Raw genomic sequence first — 18,488 nt, forward strand, 5'->3', positions numbered from 1 at the left:
CTCGCTATGGGGTCCAGGCGTTACCTGCTCTGCATTTAATCCAAGTAGACATCGACATTGTGCTCGCGGCGATCATCCACGAGCGGAATCCGGTTTTGCGGTAATTCAGCACCGTCCACGATAAGGTGCGGCCCCCGCGCTGACGGGACGCCATCGCAATGGACGGTGATATGGTACAGGGTGTCGCGGTAGCGGTAGTGAACCTTATAGAACTTCCAGTCCGCGGGGACGCAGGGCGTGATACGCAGGTGATCGACTTCAAGGGACAGGCCCAGCAAGGTCTCGGCAATCAATCGGTACATCCAGCCCGCCGCCCCGGTGTACCAGGTCCAGCCGCCACGACCGATGTGCGGTACGGCACCATAAATATCGGCGCACATCACGTAGGGCTCTACCTTATAGCGGGCAATCGCTTCTGGACTGCTCCCGTGATGGACGGGGTTGAGCATGTTGAACAATTCCCAGGCACGTGCCTTGTCGCCCATTTGGGCATAAGCCATGGTGGCCCAGATGGCGGCATGGGTATATTGCCCGCCATTCTCGCGCACTCCGGGTAAATAGCCTTTGATATAGCCGGGTTCAAGTACTGAATGGTCGAAGGGTGGGGTCAGCAACTGGATCAATTGTGCATCGCGACGGACCAGATATTCATCGACAGCCGCCATGGCCTGTCGTGCCCGCAAAGGGTCGCCCGCCCCCGAGAGGATGGCCCAGCTCTGGCTGATGGAATCTATCTGGCATTCGTCATTCGTGGCGGAGCCCAGAGGCGTGCCATCATCAAAATAGGCGCGCCGGTACCAGTCGCCGTCCCAGGCATTTTTTTCTACGTTCTCCTGTAACACCGCCGCTTGTTGCACACACAGATCAACGACGGCGGCATCACCCCGACTCCGCGCGAGTTCCGCAAACTGAAGCAGGTTCTGAATCAGGAACCAGGCCAGCCAGACGCTTTCGCCCCGGCCCTCACGACCGACCAGATTCATCCCGTCATTCCAATCCCCGCAGCCCATCAGCGGCAAGCCATGGACACCAAATCGCAATCCGTTTTTAAGCGCCCGCACGCAGTGATCATAAAGACTGGCCGATTCGGCAGATTGCTGGGGCTGGTCGTAGTAGGACTCCTCCTCCGGGTTCAGCTCGCGGCCCTCAAGAAAATGAATGTTCTCGTCAAGTACGCCCGTATCGCCGGTGGCCATCACAAAACGGCAGGTGGCATAGGGCAACCAGAGATAGTCATCTGAAATATGGGTGCGTACCCCCTGGCCGTGGGGCGGGTGCCACCAATGTTGGACATCGCCCTGATGAAACTGGCGCTCTGCGCAACGGATCAACTGCTCGCGGGCCAGCCAGGGCGCGGCATGAATCAGCGCCATGGTATCTTGCAGCTGATCGCGGAAACCGTAGGCACCGCCCGACTGGTAAGTGCCGCTGCGGCCCCAGAGTCTGCTGGAGATGGTCTGGTAGACCAGCCAGCCGTTCGTCAATACATTCAGCGCCGGGTCTAGTGTTTCCACATAGACGGTACCCAGCGTGCGTTTCCAGAACTCCCACACACCGGCCAGGGCTTGCCGGGCACCCGCTCTTCCGGCAAAGCGGCCCATAGTTTGCTGTGCTTCGTCCGTGTTGATTGCGGTACCAAAAATAAACACGATTTCCCGCTCCATACCTGCGCCCAGCTCAATGGTTGTTTGCATAACCGCACAGGGATCCAGGCAGGCTCCGGTCTTGCCGGATAAACGGCTGCGGTGCAGCGCCGCCGGATCGGCGAGGGTGCCGTTGCGACCGATAAACTCCGTGCGATTGCCCGTGAGCGTACGCTCCCGTTCACTGGTCTGGACAAACACCATCCGGTGCCCGCACGCCTGACCGTAATCATTGTGCGCATACAGCGCGCCGTTATGCAGATCCGTCTCGGTAACGATATGCATCATATTGGCATGACGCCACTCGCCGAGCACCAGTTCCCAGTATCCGGTCAGCGAGAGCCGCCGGGTGCGCTTTGAATCGTTGCGCAGCTTGATCACCACGAACTTCACGGGCGCGTCCATAGCGACATAGGTGGTCATCTCGGAAGATATCCCGCTTTCGTAATGCTCAAAAATCGTGTACCCAAAACCGTGGCGACAGACATATCCAGACTGTCCGCGGGCGGGCAGCGGGGCAGGTGACCAAAATGCCCCCGTGTCTTCGTCGCGGATGTAGAAGGCTTCACCACTGCTGTCGCTCAGGGGATCGTTGTGCCAGGTGGTCAGGCGGAACTCATGCGCGTTTTCGACCCAAGTATAGGCGCCGCCGCTTTCACTGACGACGGTACCCATGTACGGACTGGCCATCACGTTGACCCAGGGAGCGGGTGTGTTTTGTTCCGGCTCCAGACTGATAACATATTCACGTCCATCGGGTGTGAATCCACCCAATCCATTGAAGAAAAGGCGTTCACGGGCAAGCAGCGGCTGGACGGTCTCGACGATGCGCGGCGTTGCCGGGCTCAATTTTTCCGGAAAACGATCCCTAGGCGCCTGCCAATCCGCCCGCTCCAGCAGGGACTCGGCGCCGTCGGTAATAACCATGCGCGCAACGGTTTGGAACAGCACGCGATCTTCTTCAGAAAGCTCTTCAGCACGACGCACAAATACGCCGCCTGGCCTGTCGATAACTTGTGCCTCTGGACCGGCATGAATCAATCCCATGATCTGGTCTTGCAGCGTGGCCCGGTAGCCCGAAAAATCTTCGTTGATGATGACCAGGTCTGCCGCCAGTCCCTTCAGACGCCAATAGGCATGCGTTTGCAGCATCTGTTTCACCAGATCAATACGGTTTAATTGACCGATGCGCAGCAGCACGATCGGCAGGTCACCCGATATGCCGAAGCGCCACAGGCCGGATTGCCCCAACTGATTACGAGCAATCACGCTCGGCGCGGCACGGCGCAGAGCGCTGACATAGACCACAGAATGGGCGAGTCGCCCATACACCTGGGCATCGGCTTCGTTGATGTTCAGGCGACGCAGCACTTCCTGACTCTGAAACCAGGCCATTTCAAAAGCGCGTTCGACAAAGTGACGATCGCCATACTTCTCCAGCAGGGCGATTGCTGCCTCGCGGGTGTCGGCAACCCCCGAGATGATCTGCACCGTTGCCGATTCATCCACGTCCAGAGTCAGGGTACGGCGGATGGCGACGATGGGATCCAGCACGGAACCCTCGGTATTCGATAAAGCCGGGTGCTTCAAACCGTCGAATACACGTGGATGCTCCACCGTGCGACCGCGACCGATAAATTCTGCCCGATCCGTTTCATAGGACGCTTCACTGGCCACGGCTCCGGGAGCCGCAAAAAGATGAAACATCCACGGCACTTGCTCGTCCGGCGAGCGGTGACGGCGGGTGCACAGAATGGCGTTGTGCTCTGCCAGAATTTCGGTCTGGACGAACAGGTTGCTGAACGCACGGTGGGCAAGGTCGCTATTCGGTGGCGCGAGAACCACCTCGGTATAGCTCGTTAACTCGATGTGGCGCACACGCGGGGACATATTGGTAAGTGTCACGCGCCGGATCTCGACATCCTCTTCCGGCGCAACAGCAACTTCCATATAACTTTCTATCATCTGGTCACGGCGACGATATTCCGCTCGCGCCTGGACGAAAATGGCCTCATAGTGATCAGCCTTACACCGGGTGGGTTGATAGGTAGTCGACCAAAAATGACCGGAATCACGGTCGCGCAGATAAATGAAACTACCCCAGGCATCTGCAGCGATATCCTCGCGCCAGCGGCTCACGGCGAGGCCAGCGCAACGGCTGTAACCGCTACCGACATTGTTCACCATGACGTGGTAGCGACCATTGGATAGGAGGTGAACCTCCGGCATGGCGGTATCGGGATACCGGAATATGCGCATGATGGCGGCATTATCCTGGCTGGGCGCGTGTGCGGCCGCACCAACTTCAGCAGCATGCGGATGCAATGTGGCCGCTTGCTTGGGCAAACGCTCCTGCAACAGCAATTCGGTAGCCTGAATGCTGGGGTCCGATAAAAACCGGCGCTGCATCGGTTGATGGAGGAGTACATGGGCAAAAGCCAGAAGACTCATGCCCTGATGATGCGCCATGAAATTGCGGACGACGACATGGCTTTTGCCCAGTGGCACACGTGACGGCGTGTAGTCGATCGCCTCATAAAAACCATAGGTACCGAGAAAGCCTTGGGCAGCAAGAGTCTGCAGGTTACGGCAGGCCTCCGACGGCATTACGGTCAGCGCCAGCGCGCTGGCATAGGGCGCAATGACCAAATCGTCGCCGAGACCACGCTGGAAACCCAGACCGGGGACGCCGAAGGCGCGGTATTGATAGACCTGATGGATGTCGGTGGCGTTATAGCAGGACTCCGATATACCCCAGGGTACGGCGCGTTGGCGGCCATACTCCATTTGGCGGGATACGGCCGCTTTGCAAGTCTGGTTGAGCAGGGTGCCGGGATAATCGGGCATGATCAACTGAGGCATGAGGTATTCGAACATCGAACCGCTCCACGAAATCAAACACAGATCGCCGCCGTAACTCGTCAACAGACGGCCCAGCGAGAACCAATGTTTCTGTGGAGCTTGTCCTTGAGCGATGAGCAGAAAACTGGCGAGGCGTACTTCTGACGCCAGCAGGTCATAACAGGATGGATCGCGGCGGCGTTCCCCGACGTCGTAACCAATCGCCAGCAGGTCACGTGCCTGATCGTAAAGAAATTCAAAGTCCATCACCGCCAGTGCACGACAACGCTCCAGCAAATGATCAATAACGCTTAATCGTTCCGCCGCTGCCGTCCGTGTGCTTGCCGTCCCAAAGGCGTTTTCACCGGCCAGTTCTGCCAGTGTCGGGACATCCTCAAGGGGCCACGGCTCAGGGATGAGGTCTTTGAGATCGGCAACCAGCGCGCGGGACTGCTGATCAAACGCCTGTGCCCAGTACGTTAATTCGCCATCCACCAGGGCCTCGACGGGAAGCCCGTTCACGATATCCCCACTGATACGTTGAATGTCTGTGAGCCGCTTATGGGCATCCGCCAGGGATGGGGGGTGCCCGTTGAATGTCATGGCCTGCAGCGCATCTTGCAGCGAACGGACCTTTTCAGTCAGGTCCGGCGCTGCAGTGCCGTGAATGCACTCTGACAAGATATGCAATGTATCCTGCAAGCCCGCAAAGTCGTTGCTCCGTAGCACGGGATGATTTTTAAGCTCGTTCAGTCCGGCCTGGAGGGTGAGCAGGCAGCCACCGAGATTGCCGCTGTCCACCGCCGAGATGTATTGCGGACTCAGTATTTGCAGGGTGCGTGTGTCGTACCAGTTGTAAAAATGGCCGTGGTGACGTTCTAGCCGTTCCATCGTCGCCACGGTGTTTTCAGTCAGTTGAAGGAGTCCACCGGCAGAAATATAACCAAAATCATAGGCAGCAAGGTTCGCCAGCAGGGACATACCCATGTTGGTGGGTGAAGTACGCGGAGCAATCGCCGTCAAGGGATACTCCTGGAAATTATCGGGGGGTAACCAGTGGTCCGCAGGGCCTACGAAATCATCAAAGAAACGCCAAGTACGCCGTGCCGACATCCGCAAAAACCGCTGCTGTGTATCACTCAGGCCGGTAATGCCGGAAGGCAGGGGCCGACTGATCCGCCATGCGATTACCGGCGACAAGAACCACAACGCTAACATGGGCATACTGAACAGCAACGCCGTGGGCGGACTGATCCCCAGCTTTGTCGCCGCCAACAAGGTCATTCCGAAGAGGATCGCGAGCAGGGGGGCACTCTGGATCTCGCCAAAAAAGTCGCTGAGGGTGTGGCAGGCATTCCGGCTCGCGTAAGAGGGCAACTGCCAGAGTAATAAACCACGGCGCGTGAAGGGCATTCGCAACCCTGAGCGCAAGATAGCATCCAGGCTCAGCACCGCTTCATAGGGCAGAAATGTGACGGTCAGAAGCGCGTATAGCAGCGGGCGGTCTGCGGACGCCATGGTCAGGGAAAGATGTGCTGCCCAGTCGAGGTCTTCCGGCTTACGGCAGAAATCAATGAGGGGCGAGAACAGGGCGGGCAGGAGGAGGATTCCGACGACCAACGTGGTCCATAACCAAGCGAACAGCGGATCGAAAAGCCACCCTCCCACCAGCAGGAGCAACAGAGCCGGTGGCACCAGGCTGCGGCGGAGATTGTCAAAAATCTTCCACCTCGACAAACTGGACAGCGGGTTAACCTGGCGTGGCACCCGCATGCCCGGGGCGCCTGGAGCACCGGGCACCGACGGCAACAGCCAGCCGGCAATCTGCCAGTCGCCGCGAATCCAGCGGTGGCGGCGGGAGGCTTCTGCGGTAAAACTCCCGGGTAATTCCTCGATCAGGACAACCTCCGTCGCCAGTGCCGCGCGGGCGTACCCACCCTCCAGCAAGTCGTGGCTGAGAACGAGATTTTCCGGAAAACGGCTATCGACAGCCTGGCGAAAGGCATCCACGTCGTAAATACCCTTGCCGATGAAAGAGCCCTCTCCGAAAATATCCTGGTAGACGTCGGACACCTCGCGCGTATAGGGATCGATACCGGAGTCACCGGCAATGAGTTTGCTGAATAGGGATTGACCGGCGCTGGTCAGATCAATCGCCACGCGCGGCTGAATGATCGCATAACCGTCGACGATACGGCCCTGATCGGTGTCATACACCGCCCGGTTCAGCGGGTGGGCGATATGGCCGATGAGGGCCCGCGCGGTGTCACGGGGTAATTGGGTGTCGGTATCCAGCGTGATGACATAACGGATGCTGCCGAGGATGGCCATGTCACCGACCCGCTCGGAAAATATCGACACATCAGCGCCTCTCAGCACGGCGTTAAATTGCTCCAGTTTGCCGCGTTTGCGTTCGTAGCCCATCCAGACCTGTTCAAACGGATTCCATAATCGTGGCCGGTGAAACCAATAAAATTGGCAGTGCTGGTCATCGCCATAGCGCGCATTGAGGGCCCGGATAGCGGCACGCACGTAGTCGATTAAAGGCGCATCTTCCGGGCTGGCCTGTTCAGACGCGTCACGAAAATCCGTCAGTAACGCAAAATATATATTGCGATCGCGGTTTCCCAGGTAGCGGATTTCCAGGGCTTCCAGCAACGCGTCAATTTCCTGCGGCGTACTCAGTAGCGTGGGGACGACTACCATGCTGCGATGTGCATCAGGGACACCGTGCGAAAAATCCATCTGTGGCAGGGCAAGGGGCGCCATAATGAGGGTGGCCAGGCGATTTACCAGGGAAACGGCCAAAGCCGAGATACTTACCATGCCGAAGATGCCAAGCCACCAGAAACGCCAGGTCGTCGGGCCGATATCCGCAAGGGGGAGATACAAAACCAGACTGATCGCAACCATCAGTAACAGGATAGTGCTGATATACAGGGAAAGACGGAGACGACCAGTCATGTGCCTGGCCGCTGATTTCCATTCAAAGCGACAGCCCATAGCGCGATCAAGCCGCTGCCGGCCGCGATCCAACAGGTAATATCCGACATGCGCCGATCGATCTCCGATACCCGCTCGCTGCACGGCCGCCTGAGCGAGCACGATCGCCCCCTGGGCCACTGCCAACTCATCACGCCCACTGCTCCGCGCGATATCCTCAATAGCGTGGCGGTAGCGATCACGAGTCGCGAAATCTTGTTCGGCGTGTATCCCCATGGGATCCTGGCGGAGAACCTGTTCGACGACACTGAGCGCTTCGACGTGGTGGCGCCAGTCCACCGTCGCCAGGAAGCGCAAGCTGCTGATGCTGTTGGCCATGGATATCTGGTTGGCGGCGGACCTTCTTGCGGACACCTCGGATAATTGCGTCGCCGTTATCCCCTGTTCGAGCAATTGTTGTTCGACCCAGGTTTGCACAAAAGTCATAGCGGGACCATAGGCTTGCAGTCTGGCGTAAAACTCCTCTACAAAGGGTGCCGTCAACGGCATGTCCGCATTGGCGAATTCCGCGAGTAACGGGATCAGTTGCTTCGGATTTTTTTCCGCTGCCGCGAGCATGCGGTCTGCCCAGCTAATGGCGGCATTGCGCTCTTCCCGTCGGCAAGCAACGTGCAGACCAGCACGGCGCAGGTTTTCCAGCAGCGCCAATTGCAGCATGATCGGGAAAGCCCACAATTCGCCCAGCGTCAGTGGCGTAATAGTCTGGTATGCCTGGATATAGGCGCTGATGTTATCACTGTCGACGCGGGCATCCCGATGGGCAATCAACTCAGAGGCGAGATCGTAGACACGCGGGAATCCCGCCAATTTTCCAAATTGCAGGCGTGGCAGTTGCCTGCCATAACCGCTCGGCAAGTGTCTTCGCGCCAGAATGATCTGTTGTTCGATGAGATAGAAATTGTCAAGCAACCAAAGCTCTGCAGACTGTGTCCGCTGCTCTGCCTGTGTAACCCCCGCAGTGACGACATCATAAGCCGCGCGCAACATCTGTGCATTATCAGCTAGGCGGGGTAATAGCCGATCCGGCCCCGGACTTGGATCGACGGGATGCTGACCGGCCAACATCGCCGCATGTTGTTTGAGTTGTTCGATGCTGAACAACTCCGCCCGTAACAAATCCGTATCCAGGGCATTGTTCAGGGCGTTTTTTACACAGGATGAGAACTCTAATTTTTTTGTAGTTATGACGCCCTCCTCGGAATAACCTGGTAACGCGTCAAGGCATCACGCATTCCTCCACATATTTCCTGACCGGTCGCCGGTGATTTCAGTGGGGAACGATGGTGACATCCATACCGCCTGAGCTTTTCTTGGTCTGTTTGGCCTTTTTCTTCTCTTTGGGCGTCATCGTCGGCTGCTTCTTGGTTTCTTTATTGCTCTGCTGTATTTTGCTCATAACTCTTTCCCCTATGCAGGTGCTTGGGATATGAAATATACAGATAACCGCTGTGTTCGCGGTCAATAGTCAATCTGGAGTGATTGTATCACCAGGCTTTAATGCCTATTGCGCCGGTATCCTTCACCATTGGTCATCGCATCATGCAACTTTCCTCTGAGCCCCTCAATATCGGCCTTCTTGGATCTCAGGCGTTGCTCTGCGCGCATCACGCCCGCCTGGTCATGGTGAGCCTTCAGAGTGACAATCCTTTCTTCCAACTGGTGCTGTGCGATCTCTTCACGGTTGAGCTGCGCTTTCATCTGGTTAATGGTCTGGTTATGCGTGAGCGGATAAGAGGCCGATGCCCCGTCCGTACTCGCCTGGGCTCCGGCAGCAAAGCTGCCAGCAAGCAGTATACCGGCCATAGTGGCCATCCATCTGTTCATATTCACTCTCCTGTATAGCTGTGTGCGATAGGTCCATCGCGCGTCCGCGCTTACGCCGAGGACCCGTCCCCCAAGACATAGAGCAACGAAACGATGGTGTTGGCGGGGAAGAAGGCATGGGGGGGGCGCCCCGTCCGGTAACCGGACATTGTAATTATAGCACATTTTTGGTTATTGCGGGCGCTAGCGCGCATAAGACTGCCACCTAAGGCAGTGGAGGGTATTTCTTGGGCGGGAAAAGTTTCTTTATATGGCTAGGGAAATTGGGAAATTATATCCGATAGGCTACTAACGACGAGTTACACGGGGCATGGGGAATATTCGCAAGTGCCTTTTCCCACACCTCCGCATCAAAACCCAACAAAACCCGATCCCTATCCATCCATATCGGCCGTCGGATCATACTGGGGTGCGCCGCCATCAGTTTTATCGCGGCTTCGGCATCAGCAACTTCGCGCTCGCGCTCAGACAAGCGCCGCCAGGTAGTGCCCTTGCGATTGATGAGGGCCTCCCAACCCCAGCGCTCCACCCAGTGGCGAAGTTCCACCGTTGGCACCCCGGTTTTTTTGTAATCGTGAAAGCTGTACTCCAGCCCATGGCTGTCCAGCCAGGCAAAGGCTTTTTTCATGGTGTCGCAGTGGCGAATGCCGTAAATCTGGATGCTCATACGTTCTCCCGCTTTTTCAGAATCAAAACCTTGAAGCTCTCGCCCATTTCCTGCGGCAGGGTGAGCCGTTTGACCTCATTATTCAGGGCGAAGCGGCCGTCGTCACCCGCCTGCGCGCAGAGGGTGCCATACACCTCGGCCAGCCCGTGTTCCACCAGAAAGCGGGCGAGATGGCCATAAAAGGCCACCACCAGCCCGGCCTCCACCGCAGCGGTCATCAGCGCGGTGAAATCCACATGGGCGGTGAGGTCGCAGAGGCCCGGCAGATAAAAGGGATCATCCAGCCAGTGGTGGCGATAATAGGCGCGCAGGCTGCCCGTCTGCCGCTGCGGATGATAATACTCCGCCGCCTCGTGCCCGTAATCAATCAATAGGATAGCGCCGGAGTCCAGGCGGGCGGCGACCTCGCGCAGCCAGGATTCGGCGGTGAGATTGATTTCCGTCCGATAGGGCCGGGGCCAATGCGTTACATAGGGCGCCAGCCGTGCCACCAGAGGCGCAGCGACCGGTGGAGGCAACATCGCCCAGTCCAGAGCGGCGCCATTCCAGCGCACACCGCATTCGTGCAACTGCCCCGAGGCGCCCAGCTCCAGCACCTGCACTGGCATGGCGTCCAGCACTTCGTGGGCGAGCATCACGCCGCGCCAATGCTCCGGCAGGGTCTGTAGATGCTGAACACCGGCCACGACTGCCCGCTGCCGCGCCTGCAAATCGGGACTGGGTTCGAGCAGGGTGTAGGGGGTGTCCGGCAAAATGTCCCGGATCTGGCCGGCCAGTGCGCCACTCCCACCGCCGAATTCGAGTATGCCGTCCGGCCCCAAATCAGGCCGCAAGGTCCGCGCCAGCACGGCGGCCAGCACCCGTCCCATTTCCGGTGCCGTGACGAAGTCGCCCGCCGCACCGAAGCGGGTCTGCCCCGCCATGTAGTAGCCCAGCCCCGGTGTATAGAGGGCGAGCTCCATATAACGACGAAAGGGGATCATCCCACCTGCGGCATCGATTTCCCGCCGGATATGGGTCAACAGTGCGGCCGAGTGGGCCAGCGCATCGGCGTCCGGGACGGGCAGACTTGTCTTGCGCGCCCCGTGAGAATGGGTTAAAAAATCGGGACGCTCTGCGCGCATGGACACCTCTTGAAAGCTACCGGAAAAGTCGTTCTTATCACTGGCGCCGCCCGCAGGGTAGGCGCCGCCATTGCCCGCCATCTCGCCGCGGAAGGCTGTCAGCTCGCCCTGCATTATAAGCGATCCGCCGCCGAGGCCGAAGCCCTGGCGCAGGAGTTGCGCGCGCGGCATGGAGCTGACCCCCTGTTGATCGCGGGCGACCTGGCTGACCCAGAAACGCCCGCCCACCTGATTGATGCCGCTATCGGGCATTTTGCCCGCCTGGACGGGCTCGTCAACAACGCTTCGCTGTACGCCCCTGCGCCTTTCGGCGAAATCACGCCGGGAGACTGGGCGGTGATGGAGACCGTGCATCTGCGCGCGCCCCTCTTTCTGACCCAGGCGGCCGCACCGCATTTGCGGAAAAGCGGCGGCGCCGTCGTCAACATCGGCGACATCCACGCCGAAATCCCCCTGCGCGGTTATCTGCCCTACAGTGTGACGAAAGCAGGTCTGCTGGCCCTTACCCGCGCCCTCGCCAAAGAACTGGGGCCAGAGATCCGTGTCAACAGCGTCTCGCCCGGCGTGGTGCTCTGGGCCGAGGATAAAGACCCGCCCGACGGCGACCAGCAGGGACTCATCGAACGCAACGCCCTCAAGCGCGTCGGCAACCCGCAGGATATTGCCGACGCCGTCCGCTATCTGCTCTTCGACGCACCCTATGTCACTGGCCACAATCTCGTCGTCGATGGCGGTCGCATGTTATATTGACGGCCATGAGCCCAACCGTAAAATCCCCCATCCGCTTTTACAGCGAAGACGAACTGGACGCCCTGGAGGCGGAAGACCCCCTTGCTGCGGCCAAAATCGCCCACGCCCAGGCCATGGCCGAACGCGGACTCGACCGCCAGAAACGCTACGGACCCGACGATCCTCTGCCCGACCCTGCGGCTGTCACCGAAGCGGTGCAGACGGTACGCCACATTCTCCACCGCGATGGCGGCGATATCGAGCTGGTGGAAATCATCGAACGCGACGTGCGGGTCCGCATGAAAGGCGCCTGCGCCGGTTGCCCCAATGCCGTCATCGATCTCAAACAGGTGGTCGAGCGTATCGTCGGCGCGGTGCCGGGAGTGGTCAGCGTGAGCAATACCTTTTGAAGGCGAGCGCGAATACACCGCCCAAAGTCGGCTTCGTCAGCCTCGGCTGCCCCAAGGCCACGGTGGACAGCGAGCGCATCCTCACCCAGTTGCGCGCCGAGGGCTATCTGCTGGTGGGGGATTACGCCAGCGCCGATGTGGTCGTCGTCAACACCTGCGGCTTTATCGACGCGGCGGTGGAGGAATCCCTGGAAGCCATCGGCGAGGCGCTGGATGAGAACGGCAAGGTGGTGGTCACCGGTTGTCTGGGTGCCCGCGAGGGCGGCGACTTTGTGCGCGGCGCCCATCCCAAGGTGCTCGCCGTCACCGGCCCCAATCAGGCCAGTGCCGTGCTCGACGCGATTCACGAGGCACTCCCTCCGGCCCACGACCCTTACACCGACCTGGTCCCGCCCCAGGGCCTGCGCCTGACGCCGCCCCACTACGCCTATCTGAAAATCTCCGAGGGCTGCAATCAGTCCTGCAGCTTCTGCATCATCCCCAGCATGCGCGGCAAGCTGGTCAGCCGCGCGCCGGACGATATTCTGCGCGAGGCCGAGGCGCTGGTGGCGGGCGGCGTCAAAGAACTGCTGGTGATTTCCCAGGACACCGGCGCTTACGGGGTGGACCGCAAATATCGCACCGCTTTCCACGACGGCCGCCCGCTCAAGACCCGCATCACCGATCTCTGCGCAGCACTGGGCGAGCTCGGCGTCTGGGTGCGTCTGCACTACGTCTACCCCTACCCGCACATTGACGAACTCCTGCCCCTGATGGCGGCCGGTAAAATTCTGCCCTATCTGGATGTACCCCTGCAGCACGGCAGTCCGCGCATCCTCAAGGCCATGCGCCGCCCCGCTGCCGCCGAAAAGACCCTCGACCGAATTCTGGCCTGGCGCCAGGCAGTCCCGAACCTGACTATCCGCAGCACTTTCATCGTCGGCTTCCCCGGCGAGACCGATGCGGACTTTGCGGAGTTACTGGATTTTCTGCGGGCGGCGGAGCTGGATCGGGTCGGTTGTTTCGCGTATTCGGCCGTGGAAGGCGCGCCCGCCAACGCGATCGCCGGAGCGGTGCCGGAGCCGGTCAAAGAAGAACGTCGCGCCACATTCATGGCCGTGCAGGAAGCCATCAGCCAAGGGCGCCTACAACGCCGGGTGGGCCAGCGTCAGCGGGTGCTGGTGGACGCAGTGGGCCGGGGCGGCAAGGTGATCGCCCGCTCCGCCAGCGATGCCCCGGAGATCGATGGTGTGGTGCATCTGGGCAAGGCGGCGGGGTTACAGGTCGGAGACTGGGTGGAGGTGGAGATCACCCGGGCGGATGCCCATGATTTGCATGGGGTGCTGGTGTCCGCCTGATCGGGCCCTTGGTCGCTCAAGGCAGGCGACTGCCCCGTTCGATCCGCACCCCCACATCCCGTGTTCCGCGCACGGCGGCGGGTTTGTGCACCGTCACCTGCACCCAGGCCGCACCGAATTCACTGCGAATGATATCGGCAATCTGCTCGGCCAGGGTTTCCACCAGTTCCACTTCTGACGCGGCGATATGGGCGACCAGGCGCTGGCAGATGGTCTGGTAGTTGATGGTGTTCTCCACCTTGTCGGTCCGTGCCGCAGCCCCCGCATCCGCGGCAATATCCAGATCGACGAGCACCGTCTGTTTGATCTGGCGTTCCCAGTCGTAGATGCCGATGCGGGTGTCCACCTTCAGTTCACGTACAAAAAGAATATCCATGGTCATCCCGAAAAAAGCGGCAATCCGCCGCAGCTCGGCCTATAATAACCAATTTTCCGGCTAAAGCACTGCATGTCACTTCTTCTGGATGTTGCCCTGATCGGCGGAGGATATGCCGTCGGTTCCATTGCCACCGCCATTCTGGTGGCGCGCGCCCTGGGTCTGGGGGACCCGCGCCAGTCCGGATCGGGTAATCCCGGCGCCACCAACATCCTGCGCATTGGCGGCAAAAAGGCCGCCTTGCTGACCTTGCTCGGCGACCTGATCAAGGGCGTCATCCCCATCGTCATCGCCCGCTTGCTCGGGCTGGAAGACTGGGCACTGGCCGCCGTGGCCCTCGCCACCTTTCTCGGCCATCTCTATCCGGTGTTTTTTGGTTTTCGCGGCGGCAAAGGGGTGGCCACGGCGCTGGGTATTCTGCTGGCGCTCCTGCCGGTGCTGGGCTTGTCGATATTGGGACTGTGGATACTGGTGTTTGCGGTGACGCGCGTTTCGTCCATGGCGGCGCTGCTGGCGGCGGTCAGCGCGGTGCCCATCGTCTTTGCGGTATCTTCTGCGACGAGTATGCGGGTGCTCATCCTGGTGCTGGTACTGCTGATCCTCTGGCGGCACCGCAGCAATATCCGCCGTCTGCTGGATGGCAGCGAACGTCCCTTCAAAAAGCGTTAAGGCTCGTCAATCCTTGATGTTCCACTCCTGCATCCGCTCGCTGATCCAGTCCGCCAGTCGCGCCGCCGGGCGAAAACCAGGGACCAACCGCTGGGCCTCCTGCGCCGCAGCCAGGGCACGGCGCATGCTGCCTTTGTATAGGTAATAACGGGCGAGATTCATCTGCGCCAGATGCGGACTGTCGAAGCGTTGGGCCTTGAGGGCGCGACGAATCACGAAGAGGGCTTCATCTTCACGACCGGTATCCATCAAATATTCACCGAGATCATTCCACGCCTGCCCCCACTCCGCATCACAGGCGATGGCGCGGCGGCAGGCAGCAATGGCCCCGTGTGGGTCGCCGGAAGCAGACAGTGCCCAGGCGTAGAAGGTCCAGATCACCGCGCTCTTCGGGCCATGCTCCAGTGCACGCCTGAAGGCGATGGCCGCTTCCTGCGGATGATCCGTCTGCTGCCAGTCCAGGCCCTCCTGAAAGTCGACATCCTGTGCCGCCAGATCGTCGACGATCATATCCAGAGAAAATGGCTCGTTCATCACGCTTCCTCCTCCGTCAGGGACCAGCGCGCCCGCACCGGGAAGTCCGCTGTGGCTGCCTGGGCCCGCTCCGTGTGCAGGGCACCGGTCAGGGCGATCATCGCCGCGTTGTCCGTACAATGCGCGAGATCAGCTATAAAGACTTCGACACCTTCAGACACCAGGCCGTTCAGGGCGGCCCGCAGCGCCCGGTTGGCGCCGACCCCGCCCGCCACGATCAGACGCCTCAGCCCGGTCTGCTGCAGGGCGCGCTGGCATTTCCTGAACAGCGTCTCCACCACCGCGGCCTGAAAACTGGCGGCCAAGTCAGCCCGCTTTTGCCCATCGTCGGGCGCGATGGGCATGGAGGCCAGACGGAAGGCCGTTTTCAGACCGCTGAAGCTGAAGTCCAGTCCCGGCCGGTCCAGCAGCGGCCGCGGCAGGCGAAAAGCCTGGGCATCTCCCCCCTCCGCCAGGGCGGCCAGCGCTGGCCCGCCGGGATAGCCCAGTCCCATCATCTTCGCCGCCTTGTCGAAGGCTTCACCGGCCGCATCGTCCAGCGTCTCCCCTAACAAAATATAGTCGCCGATACCCAGGACTTCCACCAGCATCGTATGCCCACCGGAAACCAGCAAGGCCACCGCAGGGAAGGGGTCCACGTCATTCAGTAGCGGCGCCAGCAGATGACCTTCCAGATGATGCACGGGGATCACAGGAATATCCCAGCCCATGGCGAGACCGCGGGCGAAATTTACCCCCACCAGCAGGGCACCGATGAGCCCCGGCCCGGCAGTGACGGCGATGGCGTCAGGACGCCGCCCGCCGGTCTGCGCCAGCAGCTCGTCGAGCAGCAAGGGCAGACGGCGCACATGGTCCCGCGATGCCAGTTCCGGCACGACGCCGCCGTAGGGCGCATGGATGGCAATCTGGCTGAACAGCACTTCCCCGAGCAGGCCACGCTGGCGGTCATACAAGGCGAGCCCCGTTTCATCGCAAGAGCTTTCAATGCCCAGTATCCGCTCAATCATGACGCCTCGCCTCCGGTTTCGTGGCGACGGGCTGTCCGACGCAACTCTGCAACCAGTCCAGCTCCGGCTCCGAAAAACCCGCCGCGCGCCGCGCCGTCAGTGCCAGCGGCCCCTGAATCCGTCCCCGGTAACGCTGCTGCAAAAGCGTCTTAAAGGTGCTATCCGGCTCCAGGCCACGTTGCGCACAGAGATAGCGAAACCAGCGGCTGCCCACCGCTACATGCCCGCGCTCGTCGCGTTCAATGCGCTCCAGCACGGCGGCCGCTTCTGCATCCCCTGCGGCCAGCAGTCGTTCGCGCATGGCCGGGGTGACATCCAGCCCTCGCGCCTCCAGCACGCGCGGCACCAGCGCCATGCGCTCCAGCGGGTCCGCCGCCGTGTCCAGGGCCATTTCCCAGAGACCATCGTGGGCGGGCAGATCACCATAATCGCCACCGAGGCGTCGCAATTGCTCGCGCAACAGGACGAAATGCTCCGCCTCTTCCTGTGCCACCCGCAACCAGTCGCGGTAGAAATCATCGGGTAGACCGGGGAAGCGACAAATCGCATCCAGCGCGAGGTTGATGGCATTGAATTCAATGTGGGCGAGGGCATGGAGCAAGGCAAATCGACCAGCCACAGTGGTCAGCGCGCGACGCCGCGATAAATTTTTGGGCTCCACGAGCAATGGTTGGGCCGGACGGCCCGGCGTCGTCGAACAGAATGGCGCGCCTGCTGAAGCCGACAGCGGCCAGCGCAAGGCCTGCACCAGAGCCACTTTTTCGTCAGGGTCCATCGCATCAAAGGCCGCACCGGCCCCGCCACAAGCCCCTGCCTGATGCTTTCCGCTTATTTCATCCATACCGCACACACCCGTTTCCGGCCTTTTGCAGGGATGAAAATATAGCACACACCGCTTGATAAGGGCTTCCGGCATCCTCCTGAAACGGGACTGTCCACTATGGCCAGGTAATCTCACATCAGAGGCCAAAGCCAACACGATCGCCGCCGATCCGCTCTTCCGTCGAACTACCGCGCCGTTCTTGTCGCTCAACGGTCTGCACCGTCGCGCTAGACAAGCCGCCTCCAAGCATGTACAGTAAAACGTACATGCTTGGAGGCTTGTTATGGATGCGATTACCTATACCACCGTTCGTGCAAACCTCGCCAGCGCCATGGACCGCGTTTGCGACGACCACGAACCCTTGATCATTACCCGCAATGGAGAACAGTCCGTCGTGATGCTCTCGCTCGAAGACTACAAGGCGCTGGAGGAAACCGCCTACCTCTTGCGTACCCCCGCCAACGCCAAGCGCCTTCTCGCTGCCGTCGCACAACTGAACGCCGGTAAAGGCGTTGAGCGGAAGCTGGCGAAGTGAGGCTGATCTTCTCTGACGATGCATGGGAAGACTACCTATATTGGCAGAAGCAAGACCAGCGCATGGTCGAGCGAATCAATAAGCTGATACGTGAGACACAGCGTGAACCCTTCGCGGGAGTTGGCAAACCCGAAGCACTGAAGCATGCTCTTTCAGGATTTTGGTCACGTCGTATTACAGATGAGCATCGCATGGTGTATCGAATAGAAGGTGATGCATTGATGATTGCTCAGTTGCGTTTCCACTACTGAGACGCCCAATCGGGATAGGTCCACCGCGCTTTTCAGCGCATCTATGAAGTAACGCGCCATGCCCGGCGCACCGTAAAGTTGAGGGGCAGCCCACTTCGGGGCTGTCCCGCTCGAACGAAGGGTTGGGCTGAATGTGTTCGCAAACGTGATGCTCCATGGGTATCAGCTATTAAACCGCTCTATCCAAACACCAGGCTCACGGTGCTGATGAAAGAATGAAACTACCAGCAACTCATCCGGACTTGGTAGATAGATTAGCGTGTAGGGAAATTTGCGGAATAACACACGCCGGAACTCTTCTTCGATGCGCAAATGCCCGAAGGGATTACGAAGCGCAGACGCAACTGCCGCGTCAGCGGCACGGGCGAACTCAAAACCAAGCCCCAGCGCTTTTGATTCATACCAAGTCTGCGCTTCCAGAAGCTCATGCTCTGCCTCTGGACGGAGCATGACCAACATCAGGGTTTACTCGGAAATAATTTGGATCGAACCTGTTCCCATGGGATGGCGGTGGAAGGGTCAGCACGATGCGCAGCAACGCGACGATGCAACTCATCTTTTTGAGCTTGTGACAATTCAACAGTATCAGGTGCCTCTGCAGCAATGCTATCCCATATGTCCTCAACGAGCTGGATGCGCTCGGAAACGGACAACTTCATGTATTCAATAGTGGCAGTGGGAGTAGGCATGGACCTAATATAAATCAAGGCCAACG

The 18,488-nt window shown here is 59.8% G+C and carries 17 protein-coding genes; 6 read left to right on the top strand and 11 right to left on the bottom strand.

Annotated elements, in window-relative coordinates; all coding sequences use genetic code 11:
* Nucleotides 1–35 precede the first annotated feature (35 nt).
* The 5 genes from M0P56_RS08140 to M0P56_RS08160 form a co-directional block, all read right to left on the bottom strand.
* Entirely contained in the window at nt 36–8,603 is an 8,568-nt protein-coding gene (locus tag M0P56_RS08140) for a glycoside hydrolase family 94 protein (protein ID WP_291509554.1), read from the bottom strand.
* Between the two features lie 151 nt (nt 8,604–8,754).
* Nucleotides 8,755–8,883, bottom strand: coding sequence for a hypothetical protein (locus M0P56_RS08145; RefSeq protein ID WP_291509555.1), 129 nt, complete (start codon nt 8,881–8,883; stop codon nt 8,755–8,757).
* 98 nt (nt 8,884–8,981) lie between these two features.
* Entirely contained in the window at nt 8,982–9,311 is a 330-nt protein-coding gene (locus M0P56_RS08150; protein ID WP_291509556.1) for a hypothetical protein, read from the bottom strand.
* Between the two features lie 271 nt (nt 9,312–9,582).
* A complete protein-coding gene (locus tag M0P56_RS08155) occupies nt 9,583–9,978 on the bottom strand; it encodes an arsenate reductase (protein ID WP_291509557.1) in 396 nt (131 codons plus the stop codon).
* Nucleotides 9,975–11,102, bottom strand: coding sequence for an SAM-dependent methyltransferase (locus M0P56_RS08160; RefSeq protein ID WP_291509558.1), 1,128 nt, complete (start codon nt 11,100–11,102; stop codon nt 9,975–9,977). Before M0P56_RS08160 ends, M0P56_RS08155 begins: the two co-directional genes overlap by 4 nt.
* Before the next feature lie 9 nt (nt 11,103–11,111).
* On the opposite strand from M0P56_RS08160, the gene M0P56_RS08165 reads away from it, so the two are divergent.
* From M0P56_RS08165 to rimO, 3 genes are read left to right on the top strand one after another with little or no spacing between them, the layout of a single operon-like run.
* Nucleotides 11,112–11,852, top strand: a complete 741-nt coding sequence (locus tag M0P56_RS08165; protein ID WP_291509559.1) for a pteridine reductase — start codon at nt 11,112–11,114, stop codon at nt 11,850–11,852.
* 5 nt (nt 11,853–11,857) lie between these two features.
* On the top strand, nt 11,858–12,241 hold the full coding sequence (locus tag M0P56_RS08170) for a NifU family protein (protein ID WP_291509560.1): 384 nt from the start codon (nt 11,858–11,860) through the stop codon (nt 12,239–12,241).
* Nucleotides 12,238–13,578: a 30S ribosomal protein S12 methylthiotransferase RimO gene (rimO, locus tag M0P56_RS08175; protein WP_291509561.1), complete on the top strand. Its 1,341-nt coding sequence runs from the start codon at nt 12,238–12,240 to the stop codon at nt 13,576–13,578. The genes M0P56_RS08170 and rimO overlap by 4 nt, the downstream gene beginning before the upstream one ends.
* A 16-nt stretch (nt 13,579–13,594) precedes the next feature.
* Here the strand turns inward: rimO and folB are convergent, their stop codons facing one another.
* Complete coding sequence (gene folB / locus M0P56_RS08180) at nt 13,595–13,954, bottom strand: dihydroneopterin aldolase (RefSeq protein WP_291509562.1); 360 nt, start codon at nt 13,952–13,954, stop codon at nt 13,595–13,597.
* 72 nt (nt 13,955–14,026) lie between these two features.
* Between folB and plsY the strand changes: the two genes are divergently transcribed.
* A complete protein-coding gene (plsY, locus tag M0P56_RS08185; RefSeq protein WP_291509563.1) occupies nt 14,027–14,623 on the top strand; it encodes a glycerol-3-phosphate 1-O-acyltransferase PlsY in 597 nt (198 codons plus the stop codon).
* A 6-nt stretch (nt 14,624–14,629) separates the two neighbouring features.
* Here the strand turns inward: plsY and M0P56_RS08190 are convergent, their stop codons facing one another.
* The 3 genes from M0P56_RS08190 to M0P56_RS08200 are packed head-to-tail and all read right to left on the bottom strand — an operon-like array spanning nt 14,630 to nt 17,005.
* On the bottom strand, nt 14,630–15,157 hold the full coding sequence (locus tag M0P56_RS08190) for a tetratricopeptide repeat protein (RefSeq protein WP_291509564.1): 528 nt from the start codon (nt 15,155–15,157) through the stop codon (nt 14,630–14,632).
* Nucleotides 15,157–16,164: a tRNA (adenosine(37)-N6)-threonylcarbamoyltransferase complex transferase subunit TsaD gene (tsaD, locus tag M0P56_RS08195; RefSeq protein ID WP_291509565.1), complete on the bottom strand. Its 1,008-nt coding sequence runs from the start codon at nt 16,162–16,164 to the stop codon at nt 15,157–15,159. The genes M0P56_RS08190 and tsaD overlap by 1 nt, the downstream gene beginning before the upstream one ends.
* Entirely contained in the window at nt 16,157–17,005 is an 849-nt protein-coding gene (locus M0P56_RS08200; protein WP_291509566.1) for a ferritin-like domain-containing protein, read from the bottom strand. Before M0P56_RS08200 ends, tsaD begins: the two co-directional genes overlap by 8 nt.
* 265 nt (nt 17,006–17,270) lie before the next feature.
* Here M0P56_RS08200 and M0P56_RS08205 point away from each other — a divergent pair, with 265 nt between their 5' ends.
* Both M0P56_RS08205 and M0P56_RS08210 read left to right on the top strand, forming a co-directional pair.
* A complete protein-coding gene (locus M0P56_RS08205; RefSeq protein WP_035191769.1) occupies nt 17,271–17,522 on the top strand; it encodes a type II toxin-antitoxin system Phd/YefM family antitoxin in 252 nt (83 codons plus the stop codon).
* Nucleotides 17,519–17,773, top strand: a complete 255-nt coding sequence (locus tag M0P56_RS08210) for a Txe/YoeB family addiction module toxin (RefSeq protein WP_291509567.1) — start codon at nt 17,519–17,521, stop codon at nt 17,771–17,773. The genes M0P56_RS08205 and M0P56_RS08210 overlap by 4 nt, the downstream gene beginning before the upstream one ends.
* 162 nt (nt 17,774–17,935) lie before the next feature.
* Here the strand turns inward: M0P56_RS08210 and M0P56_RS08215 are convergent, their stop codons facing one another.
* Both M0P56_RS08215 and M0P56_RS12410 read right to left on the bottom strand, forming a co-directional pair.
* Nucleotides 17,936–18,232, bottom strand: a complete 297-nt coding sequence (locus M0P56_RS08215) for a hypothetical protein (protein WP_291509568.1) — start codon at nt 18,230–18,232, stop codon at nt 17,936–17,938.
* Nucleotides 18,232–18,462 (bottom strand): addiction module protein, encoded by a 231-nt coding sequence (locus tag M0P56_RS12410; protein WP_366110442.1) that lies wholly within the window; start codon nt 18,460–18,462, stop codon nt 18,232–18,234. Before M0P56_RS12410 ends, M0P56_RS08215 begins: the two co-directional genes overlap by 1 nt.
* Between the last annotated feature and the right edge of the window lie 26 nt (nt 18,463–18,488).

Source organism: Acidithiobacillus sp. (genome assembly GCF_023229925.1).
In the GTDB taxonomy this organism is placed as follows: domain Bacteria; phylum Pseudomonadota; class Gammaproteobacteria; order Acidithiobacillales; family Acidithiobacillaceae; genus Acidithiobacillus.